We start from the raw sequence: 12,341 nt of genomic DNA on the forward strand, positions 1-12,341 counted from the left end.
CAGTAGGTGATGTGGTGGGCTTCGCACCAGGGGGCGGGCATGGTGCAGTCGGGGAAGGCGCAGCCGCCGTCGCGGGCGGTGATGGCTTTGCGGATGTGGGGTGGGAAGATCCGGGTGGTGCGGCCGATGTCCAGGACGCGGGAGTCGGTGCCGAGCAGGACGGGGAGGATGTCCGCGTCGCAGGCGATTTTGCGGATGGTGTTGGGGTGCATCGGGCCGACGAACGTCGCGGTCCCGGAGCTGAGTCGTTGGTGGTCGGTGCGTCGTTCGAAGAGGTCGCGTTCGTCGATGGTGAGGGTGAGTTGGGGTCGGAGTCCGCCGTTGGCGGGCAGTTTCCCGGTAGTCATGGCGACCGCGCAGGCTCCGACGAGTCCGTCGAGGAGTTTCATGGGGCGGGAACGCCGGTCCAGTTCCGGGCCCGTGGTTTCGTTGTTGCCGGTTTCGTTGTTCCCGCCGCGGCTCCCGTCATCGCTCTCGTCGCCTTCGCCGGTGGCATTGTTCGTCCCGCCGCCCTCCCCAGTGATGGTGCTGTGTCCGGTGGTGAGTCGGGGGTTGGTGGCGGTGTTCATGGCGGTGGCCAGGGTTTCGTATTGTTCTGCCGTGGCGAAGATTTCGATGTGGTGGAGCCCGTGGCGGCGGCGGTGGCGGAAGAACGCGCCTTGGAGTTGGCGGAGAACTTCCTCGGACGGTTCGGGACCGTCTTGGTCGATCGAATCGACCCAGCGTTTAGCCATTTTGGTGACGAAGTCCGGGTCGGATTCAAGGGCCGTGGCTGTGAGGGCGTGTTCCATCCTGTTGATGGTGCCGTCATCGGTGAGCAGCCGGACTTTTTCCAGAGCGCTGCTGATGATCGTCGCGGACCGGGAAGGCACCAGTGCTGAGGAGAGGGCTTCGGCCAGCACTTCGCGCCGGGCCGGGATCTCCTGCCCGGCCATTCCGGTCTGCGGAAGGACGTCGGGTGCGAGGGCGAGCCTGCGCCGGGCTTCCCCGATGCTGATCCGCAACCGGGCCCGAAGGAACTCAGCGGCATTCCGGTACCCGTCATCCAGGAAGCTGGCCGTGCCCGTAACCGTCGCCCGCGTGGCTGGTTCAGTCCAGCCGGTCCGCCACTCCGGCGCGCCAGCCGAGGACCCCGGCGACGCTTGCTGTGCTTCCTTCCGGGTCCTTTCCACCGCTTGCGCCGCGACAACCTGCAAGTACTCCAACGACCGGGAGATCTCCTCGATCCTGCCGGCAAAGTCAGCGGCCTCAACAAACCCAAACAGCCGCGCCGCATCGGCTGCTGCAGTCAACCGCAAGGGGTCCAGAAGAGCCGCGCCGTCCTCAAGAAGAGCCGCCACGTCCCGTCCGGTAGCCCCAGGATTGGGATGCCTATTTTCGAAAGGGGGGCTCGGTTGAGCCAGGCCGGCTCTGTTGCCCAGCCCGTGGAAATGGCCGATCGAGATGATGGGCGCCGTCGAATCCTTGAACCCGGCCCTGACCAAGTCCGGCATGCTCAAGAAGCGCTGTGACCGGGCAGCGGCCAGGGCAGCAACAACAGGGGACGATCCCGTCCGAAGTGCCGTTAGCTGCCCCATATCTTCCATGATCAAATCATTTCATCGGGGTCCGACATTTTAAGAGGAACCTGGAAGACAGCTCCAACCTCCCGGCAAAACCAACAATCAGGCTGAGGTCAGCGCAGCCAGGGCCATCTGCTCCAGAATGGGCCTGGCAGACTTCACTGCGATCCTCCGTCCGTGATGGCGGACGGAGTGGGGCGTGGAATTGATCAGGCCAAAGGCTGCATGCGCCCTGACGCGGAGGCCGGCGACATCTGCGCCGTGGTGGATGCGAGCCAGGACGTCTACCCACGTTTCAACGTAGGTGCGTTGCAAGGATCGGACTTCGGCTTGGTCGGCGCTGCTGAGGCTCCCGAAGTCGCGATCCTGGACGCGGATGACGTCCGGGTTGCTCAGCGCAAAGTCCACCTGGAACTGGATCAAGCCCTTCAGCGCCTCCATGGGATTCTCCGCTTCCGTGACCACGCGGAGGCCGCCGTCGAGCAGGTCGCGGCTGACGCTGAGGAGGAGCTCGCCGAGGACGGCCTGCTTACCGGGGAAGTGCCGGTACACGGCGGGACCGCTGACGCCTGCGGCCGCACCAAGATCCTCAAGCGAAACCCTGTTGAAGCCATTCTCTGCGAAGAGTCCCGCGGCCGCTGAAAGCAATGCCAGCCTGCGGAGTTCCTTGGCTTGACCTCGCTGTGTTGCTGCGGCTGGGCTGCGGACTGTGCCTGTTTCCGGGCCTCCGGTCACGTTCTCCTCCTTGGTGCCACTGCCAGACATGTGGGTTCGTATGCTCCCACTGTGCTGGACATCACAGTTAATAAAGACTAACCTAAATTTCAGTTACGTGGCACTAACCGAAATGGCCTGGGGCCGGGAATGGAACAGCGATCAATGGAGACAATCGCCAGCTTGGCAGGACCCAACAGCGGCACCTTTGAAGCCAATCAGGAAGCGCAGCTGGCCCTCGTAGGAGAACTGAAGGAAAGGCTTGCCACAGCAGCCCTTGGGGGGCCCGCGAAATCCAGGGAGCGGCACGTCGCCCGTGGCAAACTGTTGCCCCGCCAGCGAATTGACTACCTCCTGGACGAGGGCAGCCCGTTCCTGGAGATAGCGCCTTTGGCCGCCAACGGCATGTACAACGATGATTCGCCGGGCGCAGGAGTGATTGCCGGTATTGGGTTGGTCCATGGCCGGCACGTCCTGGTGATTTCCAACGATGCCACGGTCAAGGGCGGCACGTACTACCCCATGACGGTCAAGAAGCATCTAAGGGCCCAGGAAATTGCCCTGGAAAACAAGCTTCCATGCATCTACCTCGTGGATTCCGGGGGAGCGTTCCTGCCCAAGCAGGATGAGGTGTTCCCCGACAAAGAGCACTTTGGCCGGATCTTCTACAACCAGGCGCGCATGTCCGCAGCGAAGATCCCTCAAATCGCCTCGGTGATGGGTTCATGCACGGCCGGCGGAGCATATGTGCCGGCCATGAGTGACGAGACAGTGATTGTCCGCAACCAAGGCACTATCTTCCTCGGCGGCCCCCCGCTGGTGAAAGCAGCGATTGGCGAGATTGTCACGGCCGAGGAATTGGGCGGTGGGGACGTGCACTCCAGGATTTCCGGAGTTACGGACCACCTGGCCGAGAACGACCAGCATGCGCTGGAGATCGTCCGGGACATCGTCGGCACCTTGCCCAAACCAGCCCCGCCGGCGTGGGACGTTCTCGACGTCGTCCTGCCGCCCGTCGTCGACCCCTCCGGCCTTTATGGCGTGGTCCCCACAGACGTCAACGCCCAGTACGATGTCCGCGAAGTAATCGCCCGGCTTGTGGACGGTTCCCAGTTCCATGAGTTCAAGAAAAACTACGGCACAACGCTTTTGACGGGGTTCGCGCATCTCCATGGACATCCCGTGGGCATCGTGGCCAACAACGGGGTCCTGTTCAGCGAATCCTCTCTTAAGGGCGCCCACTTCATCGAACTCTGCGATCAACGCGGAATCCCGCTGATCTTCCTGCAGAACCTCTCAGGGTTCATGGTGGGCAAAGACTACGAGCAAGGCGGCATCGCCAAGAACGGCGCAAAGATGGTCACCGCCGTCGCAACAGCCAGGGTCCCCAAGCTGACCGTTGTCATCGGCGGCTCCTTCGGCGCCGGAAACTACTCCATGTGCGGGCGGGCCTACTCTCCGCGTTTCCTGTGGATGTGGCCCGCTGCCCGTATTTCCGTGATGGGCGGAAACCAGGCATCCAGTGTCCTTGCAAGGGTCAAACGAGACCAGTATGAGGCCGCCGGTCAGGAATGGTCTGCCAAGGAAGAGGAGGCCTTCAAAGCTCCCATTAAGCAGCAGTACGAGGAACAAGGCAGCCCCTATTACTCCACTGCCAGGCTTTGGGACGACGGCATCATCGATCCCGCAGACACCCGACGGGTCCTGGGCATGGCTTTGGACGTCGTCTCCCGCCAGCAACTGCCCGAGACCTCCTTCGGCCTCTTCAGGATGTGACCATGACTCTGCCAACCACCACAGCATCAGCCGCCACCGCAGCATCCCGTCCGTTCAGCGCCGTCCTCGTTGCCAACCGTGGAGAGATCGCTTGCCGTGTGATCCGAACCCTCCGCGACATGGGCATCCGCTCCATCGCTGTCTATTCAGACGCGGACAAGCACGCCAAGCACGTGGCGCTTGCCGATACCGCAGTGGCCATCGGGGGGACGGCGCCCTCGGAGAGCTACTTGAAGATCGACGCCATCATCGATGCCTGCCACCGCAGCGGTGCAGACGCTGTCCATCCTGGCTACGGTTTCCTGTCCGAGAATGTGGAGTTCGCCAAAGCCCTTGACGCGGCCGGGATCACGTTCATCGGACCGGGCGTTGACGCAATCGAGGTCATGGGTGACAAGATTCGTTCCAAGAATCACGTCATGGCCTACGACGTCCCGTGCGTACCGGGAATTGCGGTACCCGGCCTCACCGATCAGGAACTGATCGACGCTGCGCCGTCGGTAGGTTTTCCTTTGCTCATCAAGCCCTCGGCAGGCGGCGGCGGCAAAGGGATGCACATCGTTCAGCGGCCCGAAGACATGGCGGCCACACTGCAGACCGCACGGCGTGTGGCAGCTTCGGCGTTCGGGGATGACACCCTGTTCCTGGAACGGCTTATCAAGGCACCCCGCCACATCGAGGTCCAGGTCCTCGCTGATAACCACGGCAACGTCATCCACCTGGGCGAGCGCGAATGTTCCCTTCAACGCCGCCATCAGAAAGTTATTGAGGAAGCCCCTTCAGCACTCTTTGAATCGCTGGCGGACGGCCCGGCCGAACGGGCACGCATTGGAGAGGCAGCCTGCAACGCAGCACGTTCGGTCAAATACAGCGGTGCAGGCACGGTGGAATTCCTGGTGTCCGACGAGCATCCCGATGAGTTCTTCTTCATGGAGATGAACACGCGCTTGCAGGTGGAGCACCCCGTCACCGAAATGGTCACAGGCATAGACCTCGTTGAATGGCAGGTGCGGATCGCCGCCGGTGAGGTACTCACGGTCGCGCAGTCCGACGTCGTGCTTGACGGCCACGCCGTAGAGGCGCGCGTGTATGCCGAAGTACCGGAGCGGAACTTCATGCCCTCGATGGGGCGCGTCGTGGCGCTCGCCGAGAATGGCGGGACGGATCCCAAAGTGCTCGGCGAGCAACGCTCCCACAGGAACGTCCGGATCGACTCCGCCATGCGCGAGGACCTTGAGATTACCGGCGACTACGATCCCATGCTGGCCAAAGTCATCGCGTGGGGCGAAAACCGCGCTGCTGCGCTGGACTCCTTGGACGCTGCCCTGGGCAGGTACACCTTGCTGGGCCTGGACACGAACGTGGAATACCTCCGGCTGCTGATCAATGATCCTGACGTCCGCGCCGGCCACCTGGACACGGGGCTGATCGAACGCAAGCTGCCGTCCATGGAGTTCAGGCACGCAGGCGCCAACGAGTTGATCGCTGCCGCCCTGACGCTGTGGCTCGAAAGCAACGCGCTGTGGCTGAAGGCAAACTCTGGTGCTTCTGCCCATGCCGGCAGCGCCTGGAGTTCGCTTGATTCCTGGCGCGTTGGCGCCCGCGGTGCCTGGAGTGCCACGTTCGGACTGCCGGGCGGCGGCACCTCCGGCGTTGCTTTGACTGAGGACACCGGCACCTTCTCGGCAGTCATCGACGGCGGCCCTGACGCGGGCCGTTCGGCCAAAGTCAACGCCGTGGAACGGACCGGGGACGGCATCGCCCTGGAGATCGACGGCGGCCGGGTCACCTATGCCGTGGGGCTGCCACCAGCCGAGGCGAACGGAATCCGCGCGATCTACCTTGGTGACGACGGCTGGTCCTGCCGCCTGGAAGTCCTGGACCGCGCCGAACGTCTCCGGAGGATGCTGGCAGGCATTCAGCGCGAAGAAGGTGCCGCAGATCCGGAGGTGCGCTCGCCGATGCCGGGAACGGTGGTTTCGGTGGCAGTGGCCAACGGAGACATGGTCCAAGAGGGACAGCCGCTCCTGGCGGTGGAAGCCATGAAAATGGAGCACCAACTGGTGGCGTCGGTCTCCGGAACCGTCCACCTCACCAGCAAACCGGGCGACCTGGTCAAAGCCGACCAGGTGCTCGCCACCATTCACGCAGCAGGCCCTCTTGAAGGGGCCGAAGATACAGACAAGCCCGCAGAAACAGACAAGGATCTCCAGCCATGAGCAGTTTTGACCTTAACGAGGAATACCAGGACCTCAGTGATTCCGTCCGGGAATTCGCCGATGAAGTGGTGGCTCCCGTATCCGCCAAGCACGATGAAGAACACAGCTTCCCGTACGAAGTGGTCAAGCAGATGGGGGAGATGGGGCTGTTCGGCCTGCCGTTCCCGGAGGAGTTCGGTGGCATGGGCGGGGACTACTTTGCCCTGGCGCTGGCTTTGGAACAGTTGGGCCGGGTGGACCAGTCCGTAGCAATCACGCTTGAGGCCGGCGTGTCCCTGGGCGCCATGCCCGTGCACCGTTTCGGCACGCAGGAACAGAAGGAGCGTTGGCTTCCCGAGCTGGCATCCGGACGGTCCTTGGCCGGATTCGGGTTGACCGAGCGTGAGGCCGGTTCCGATGCGGGCGGCACCAAGACACACGCCCACGTGGACAACGGCGAATGGGTCATCGACGGCAACAAGGAGTTCATCACGAACTCCGGCACGGACATCACCACTTTGGTGACCGTCACTGCCGTCACCGGTAAGACGGAAAACCCCGATGGCAGCGCCAAGAAAGAAATATCCACCATCCTGGTGCCCACCGAAACCCCGGGCTTCAAGGCCGAGAAGGCCTACAACAAGGTGGGCTGGAACGCGTCGGACACGCACCCTCTGACTTTGGACAACGTCCGGGTTCCTGAAGCGAACCTCCTGGGCCAGCGGGGCAGGGGATATGCCAACTTCCTTTCCATCCTCGACGAGGGCCGCATTGCCATTGCCGCCTTGGGGACAGGTGCGGCCCAGGGCTGTGTGGACCTTTCGGTGAAGTATGCCAAGGAACGCAGCGCCTTTGGCCAGAACATCGGCAAGTACCAGGCCATCCAATTCAAGATCGCCAGGATGCAGGCGAGGGCCCATACGGCTCGTTTGGCCTACTACGATGCAGCAGCGAGGATGCTGGCCGGCAAGCCGTTCAAGACTGAAGCGGCCATCGCTAAGATGGTCGCAGGCGAGGCAGCCATGGACAACGCACGGGACGCCACCCAGGTGTTCGGTGGCTATGGCTTCATCAACGAATTCACAGTGGCGCGCCATTACCGCGACTCCAAGATTCTTGAAGTTGGGGAAGGCACCACTGAAGTCCAGTTGATGCTCATCGCCCGCGAGCTGGGTCTGTAACCGTAGGGGAAGGATCAAGGATGATTGACAAGGTTGTTGCCAGCGCCGCGGAAGCGGTGAAGGACATCCCCGACGGCGCCTCGCTCGCCGTCGGCGGTTTTGGCTTATGCGGCATCCCCGTATCGCTGATCGACGCGCTCCATAGCCAAGGCACCACGGACCTGGAGACCGTCAGCAACAACTGTGGCGTGGACGATTGGGGCCTTGGAATCCTCCTCAAGGATGGGCGAATCCGACGCACTATCAGCTCCTACGTGGGTGAGAACAAGGAGTTTGCCAGGCAGTACCTCGCGGGCGAACTGGAAGTGGTCCTCACCCCGCAGGGAACCCTCGCCGAGAAATTGCGCGCAGGCGGCGCCGGTATTCCCGCTTTTTATACGAAGGCCGGCGTGGGAACCCAGGTCTCCGAGGGCGGCTTGCCGCAAAAGTACGACGCCGAAGGGAACGTTGCGATCGCCTCCGAACCCAAGGAGGTGCGGACCTTCAAGGACGCCGACTACGTGTTGGAAGAATCGCTGACGCCGGACTTCGGGCTGGTCCATGCGTGGAAGGGCGACCGCCACGGCAATCTCGTTTTCCATGCAACAGCCATGAACTTCAACCCCCTGTGTGCCATGGCCGCCAAGACAACCATTGCCGAAGTCGAGGAACTCGTGGAAGCCGGTGAGCTGGACCCGGAACACATCCATACGCCTGGCATTTTCGTGCAACGAGTGGTGGTGGCCCCCACCATGGAGAAACGGATTGAGAAGCGGACGGTGGCTCTGACCACCAGCCAAGCAAGCAGCCAGGCAACCGGGCAGACAGGGGCAGCACAGTGAATGACAACTCGTACCATGACATCCCGCCCCGTCCAGAAGCCGTGCGGCACGAGTACCGCCGTGCCGACGTCGAACATCACGAAGCCAAAGGCTGGAGCCGCAACGAACTTGCCGCACGCGTGGCCCAGGAACTCACCAACGGCCAGTACGTGAACCTGGGGATTGGGATGCCCACCCTGATTCCCAACTACATTCCTGCGGGTGTGGAAGTAATCCTCCATTCCGAGAACGGCATCCTGGGCGTCGGACCTTATCCGGCAGAGGACCAGGTTGATCCGGACCTCATCAACGCCGGCAAGGAAACTGTCACCACCAAACCAGGCGCTGCGTTCTTCGATTCGGCCTCGTCCTTTGGCATGATCCGCGGCGGCCACGTGGATGTCGCCGTCCTGGGCGCCATGGAAGTGGCGGCCAACGGCGATCTTGCCAACTGGATGATCCCCGGAAAGATGGTCAAGGGCATGGGTGGGGCCATGGACCTCGTGTTCGGCGCCAAGAAGGTGATCGTCATGATGGAGCATGTGGACCGCAACGGCAGGCCCAAGATCGTCAAGGACTGCTCCCTGCCCCTGACCGGCAAGGGCTGCGTAGACCGCATCATCACCGACCTTGCCGTGATCGACGTCGTCAAGGACGAGGGGGAGCCGCGGCTGGTCCTTCGCGAGCTGGCCCCCAACGTCACTTTGGACGAGGTCGTGGCTGCCACCGGAGCTGAACTCTTCGAAGAGGACCAGGAACTCACCGTATGACGCGGGTTGTTGAGCAGCGTGGACTGTACTTCGATGAGCTTGAAGAGGGCGTGATCTACGCCCACAAACCCGGACGAACCGTGACGGAGACGGACAACGTCCTGTTCACTACCTTGACCATGAACACCCAGGCGCTGCACCTGGACGCAGCATGGAGTTCCGCGCAACCGTTCGGGCAGCGGCTGATGAATTCCATGTTCACCTTGTCCACAATGGTGGGGCAGTCGGTGACCCAGTTGACGCAGGGCACCATCATCGCCCAGCTGGGGCTGACGGATGTCACCTTTCCCCACCCGCTCTATCACGGGGATACCCTGTACACGGAAACGGTGATCACCGCCAAACGGTTGTCGTCCTCGCGTCCGGGCCAGGGTGTGGTGACCATGCAACATACTGGCAGGAACCAGGACGGAGTGGTGGTGGCGCTTGCCACGCGCACCTGCCTGATGTGGACCCAGGAAGCACACGCCGCACAGTCCTAGGCCGTTTCCGCATTTGTCAGCATTCCAGCAGCCCAGCATTCCAGCATTCCAGCAGCAAGGAACCCTTCATGCCTTCTCCCGATTCGTCGCTCCATGGTGCGGTTACGCCGTTCACCATGGGGCCGGCACTCCTCTTTTGCCCCGCTGACCGGCCGGAGCGTTTCGGCAAGGCGGCGGATCGTTCGGACGCCGTGATCCTGGACCTCGAAGACGCCGTGGCTCCGGGGGACAAGCAGAGGGCCCGGGGCGCGATCCTCGCGCAGCTCGGATCCGAAGGAGACACTGCTGAGCTGGACCCGAGCCGGACGATTGTGCGCGTCAATCCTGTGGGCTCCGGGGAGTTTGAGAAGGACCTGCATAGCCTGGCACACACTCCCTACCGCACTGTCATGCTCGCCAAAGCGGAGAGCGCCGAACAGCTCAGGGCGCTTGAGGGCTACCGCGTGATCGCACTTTGTGAAACAGCCGCCGGCATCGTCAATGCTTCAGCCATCGCTGCGGAGCCCAACGTTGTTGCCTTGATGTGGGGCGCCGAGGACCTGCTGGCTTCCCTGGGCGGTCTCTCCAGCAGGAACGACGACGGCGGCTACCGGGCAGTGGCCCTGCACTCACGGTCCGCTGTGCTGCTTGCCGCCAAAGCCGCTGGCAAGGAAGCCATCGACTCCGTGTATGTCAACATTCCCGACCTTGATGGCCTGGCTGTGGAATCCCTTGACGCCGTAGCCAGCGGTTTCGGTGCCAAAGCCTGCATCCACCCGAGCCAGGTGGCAACAGTCCGCGAGGCCTACGCACCAACGCCTGAAGCCGTGACGGAGGCCGCCGAGCTTCTTGATGCAGCATCTGCGGCCGGAACGGGCGTGTTCCAGTTCAAAGGCAAGATGATTGATGGCCCCATCCTTAAGCACGCCGAGGCCACGCTGCGCCGGGCCCGCCACGCGAAATAACAGTTGAACCCCATGTTGTGGAAGAACATGGGGTTCAACTGTCACCTCGGCGCGAGGCTGCAGCGCTCAATTCATATCGCCTAGGCGCGTACCGGCGTCGAAAGTTCTGTCAGTTCCACCATGTCCGGGCGGCTTACCGTGCTCTGGATGCCTACCGCCCGTCCTGTCTTGGCGGATTCCAGCACGGACTCCATGACCTCAAGGGCATGGAAAGCGAGTTGGCCACCGGCGCGGGGTTCTTGTCCGGCCGGTGTAGCTGACAAGTCGGCGATGCCAAAGCCGCGGCCGGCGTCAACGTAACCCGCGGAGACAGGCAGCGTTTTCCACTCTTCGGCTCCCAACTCGAACAGCTGCACATCGCCGTCGAAGTGGTTGGGATCCGGAACAATGAGCGAACCCTTTTCCCCATGGATTTCGATGTTGGGGCTCTTGGTCTTGACGGCGTCGAAGCTCATGAACAGCGTGGACAGGGCGCCGGACGCGTGGACCAGGACACCCGTGACGTGGGAGTCGATCTCCACCGGTACTTTTTGCCCTTGGCGGGGCCCGGAACCGATGGTGCGTTCGCTGCGGGTGTGGCTGGCCGCGCCCACCACCGACACTACGGGGCCAAGTAACGTGACCAGTGCGGACACGTAGTAAGGGCCCATGTCCAGCAGCGGACCGCCGCCGGGCTGGTAGTAGAAATCGGGATTCGGATGCCAGCGCTCATGCCCTGCCGTAGCCATGGTGGCTGTCGCCGAAACCGGAGCGCCAATCAGGCCGTCGTCGATCGCTTTTCGGGCGGTCTGGATACCGGTGCCGAGGACTGTATCCGGAGCGCACCCCACAATCACTCCCGCCGCGTTGGCCGCTTCGAGTACCTGCCGGGCCTCTGCCGTGGTTGCTGCCAACGGCTTCTCGCCATAAACGGACTTGCCCGCCGCGATGGCCTTGAGGGCGATCTCAGCATGCGCTGCCGGGATGGTCAGGTTGAGGACAAGTTCGACGTCGTCCGCCCCGAGCAGCTCATCCACGGACAAGGCACGGACGCCATCGTAGGAGTCGGCGACAGCTTGGGCGCGGGCGGGATCCAGATCAGCGACGGCCACGAGGTTGATGGAATCCAGCCGGCGGAAGTTTGTCAGGTATTGGGCGATAATGGCGCCGCAGCCAATGATTCCTACATTCAGCGGGATGCCCACAGCATGCCCCTTTCGATGATCGTGCGGACGTTGCTGTCCTGGAGGATTTCCACGCGGTGGCCGGGAGTGGAGACGAAGATTCTTCCCTTGCCCCACTGCCGGGTCCAAATGGCGGGGGAGGTGACCTCACGGTTCCACGGATCCCATTCGCGGACTTTTTGCGTAGTGGTCGCCAGGACGTCGATGTAGTCATCGGCCAGGACCCAGTACTGCTCGGTGACGAGGTCAAAGTCTCCGATTCCCTGGGTAATGGGGTGCTCTGCTGCGGCCGGGAGCATGTTCACCGTGTAGGGAACGTAGTTATCCGACTGCTCGCCGATCCGTTCGTCCTCATGCTTGCCCGGGTGGCAGGCGAACTGGCCCCCGATCAAGTGCAGGTAGTCCGAAGTGTTGCGGTAGGAATCCGCGATCCCGCCGTGCCATCCGGCAAGTCCAGTGCCATTTTCGACGGCGGTGCGGAGCCCCTCGAACTCGTCCTTTTCGATGGTGGACATCGTCATGCACTGCACGATGAGGTCCACTCCGGCCATGTATTCAGTGTCCGCGTAGATTTTGGGGGATTCCTCMACCCTGACCTCGTAGCCGTTGGCCTTGAGGAAGGGGAGGAACAGTTCGGTGGCTTCCACCGGCTGGTGTCCGTCCCAGCCGCCTCGAACCACCAGTGCGGTCTTGCTCTTGCTTGTCATGTTTTCCTTTATATTCGTAAACGTCCGGGTGAGTCTGTTGGCTG

Annotated in this window: 11 protein-coding genes; 7 read left to right on the forward strand and 4 right to left on the reverse strand. The window is 62.6% G+C overall.

The annotated features are described in order from the left end of the window. Together AB4Y87_RS18395 and AB4Y87_RS18400 are read right to left on the reverse strand one after the other, a co-directional pair. Positions 1-1,586: DUF222 domain-containing protein (locus AB4Y87_RS18395; protein WP_442005737.1), on the reverse strand; the 1,586-nt coding region annotated here is incomplete at its 3' end. A gap of 78 nt (positions 1,587-1,664) precedes the next feature. Next, a complete protein-coding gene (locus AB4Y87_RS18400) occupies positions 1,665-2,327 on the reverse strand; it encodes an SACE_7040 family transcriptional regulator (protein WP_442005738.1) in 663 nt (220 codons plus the stop codon). A gap of 114 nt (positions 2,328-2,441) precedes the next feature. Here AB4Y87_RS18400 and AB4Y87_RS18405 point away from each other — a divergent pair, with 114 nt between their 5' ends. The 7 genes from AB4Y87_RS18405 (at position 2,442) to AB4Y87_RS18435 (ending at position 10,427) form a co-directional block, all read left to right on the forward strand. Then, on the forward strand, positions 2,442-4,052 hold the full coding sequence (locus tag AB4Y87_RS18405; protein ID WP_442005835.1) for a carboxyl transferase domain-containing protein: 1,611 nt from the start codon (positions 2,442-2,444) through the stop codon (positions 4,050-4,052). Positions 4,053-4,054: 2 nt separating this feature from the next. Beyond that, the gene (locus tag AB4Y87_RS18410; protein ID WP_442005739.1) at positions 4,055-6,271 is read left to right on the forward strand and encodes an ATP-binding protein; all 2,217 of its coding nucleotides are present in this window, start codon (positions 4,055-4,057) and stop codon (positions 6,269-6,271) included. Further along, positions 6,268-7,431, forward strand: coding sequence for an acyl-CoA dehydrogenase family protein (locus tag AB4Y87_RS18415; protein WP_442005740.1), 1,164 nt, complete (start codon positions 6,268-6,270; stop codon positions 7,429-7,431). The genes AB4Y87_RS18410 and AB4Y87_RS18415 overlap by 4 nt, the downstream gene beginning before the upstream one ends. Before the next feature lie 20 nt (positions 7,432-7,451). Beyond that, complete coding sequence (locus AB4Y87_RS18420) at positions 7,452-8,252, forward strand: CoA transferase subunit A (protein WP_442005741.1); 801 nt, start codon at positions 7,452-7,454, stop codon at positions 8,250-8,252. Further along, complete coding sequence (locus tag AB4Y87_RS18425; protein ID WP_442005742.1) at positions 8,249-9,001, forward strand: CoA transferase subunit B; 753 nt, start codon at positions 8,249-8,251, stop codon at positions 8,999-9,001. Before AB4Y87_RS18420 ends, AB4Y87_RS18425 begins: the two co-directional genes overlap by 4 nt. Then, a complete protein-coding gene (locus tag AB4Y87_RS18430; protein ID WP_223948528.1) occupies positions 8,998-9,483 on the forward strand; it encodes a MaoC family dehydratase in 486 nt (161 codons plus the stop codon). The genes AB4Y87_RS18425 and AB4Y87_RS18430 overlap by 4 nt, the downstream gene beginning before the upstream one ends. Positions 9,484-9,551: 68 nt before the next feature. Further along, the gene (locus AB4Y87_RS18435) at positions 9,552-10,427 is read left to right on the forward strand and encodes an HpcH/HpaI aldolase/citrate lyase family protein (protein ID WP_442005743.1); all 876 of its coding nucleotides are present in this window, start codon (positions 9,552-9,554) and stop codon (positions 10,425-10,427) included. 80 nt (positions 10,428-10,507) lie between these two features. Here AB4Y87_RS18435 and AB4Y87_RS18440 read toward each other — a convergent pair whose 3' ends face one another. Together AB4Y87_RS18440 and AB4Y87_RS18445 are read right to left on the reverse strand one after the other, a co-directional pair. Next, positions 10,508-11,611, reverse strand: coding sequence for a Gfo/Idh/MocA family protein (locus tag AB4Y87_RS18440; protein ID WP_442005744.1), 1,104 nt, complete (start codon positions 11,609-11,611; stop codon positions 10,508-10,510). Then, positions 11,596-12,297, reverse strand: a complete 702-nt coding sequence (locus tag AB4Y87_RS18445; protein WP_442005745.1) for a ThuA domain-containing protein — start codon at positions 12,295-12,297, stop codon at positions 11,596-11,598. The genes AB4Y87_RS18440 and AB4Y87_RS18445 overlap by 16 nt, the downstream gene beginning before the upstream one ends. Positions 12,298-12,341 lie beyond the last annotated feature (44 nt).

The sequence above is a fragment of the Paenarthrobacter sp. RAF54_2 genome (genome assembly GCF_052113945.1).
GTDB lineage: Bacteria > Actinomycetota > Actinomycetes > Actinomycetales > Micrococcaceae > Arthrobacter.

Bases quoted from the DNA above. Each gene is read 5' to 3' on its own strand.
- AB4Y87_RS18400 (WP_442005738.1), bottom strand. From the start codon at position 2,327: ATGTCTGGCAGTGGCACCAAGGAGGAGAACGTGACCGGAGGCCCGGAA.
- AB4Y87_RS18405 (WP_442005835.1), top strand. From the start codon at position 2,442: ATGGAGACAATCGCCAGCTTGGCAGGACCCAACAGCGGCACCTTTGAA.
- AB4Y87_RS18410 (WP_442005739.1), top strand. From the start codon at position 4,055: ATGACTCTGCCAACCACCACAGCATCAGCCGCCACCGCAGCATCCCGT.
- AB4Y87_RS18415 (WP_442005740.1), top strand. From the start codon at position 6,268: ATGAGCAGTTTTGACCTTAACGAGGAATACCAGGACCTCAGTGATTCC.
- AB4Y87_RS18420 (WP_442005741.1), top strand. From the start codon at position 7,452: ATGATTGACAAGGTTGTTGCCAGCGCCGCGGAAGCGGTGAAGGACATC.
- AB4Y87_RS18430 (WP_223948528.1), top strand. From the start codon at position 8,998: ATGACGCGGGTTGTTGAGCAGCGTGGACTGTACTTCGATGAGCTTGAA.
- AB4Y87_RS18435 (WP_442005743.1), top strand. From the start codon at position 9,552: ATGCCTTCTCCCGATTCGTCGCTCCATGGTGCGGTTACGCCGTTCACC.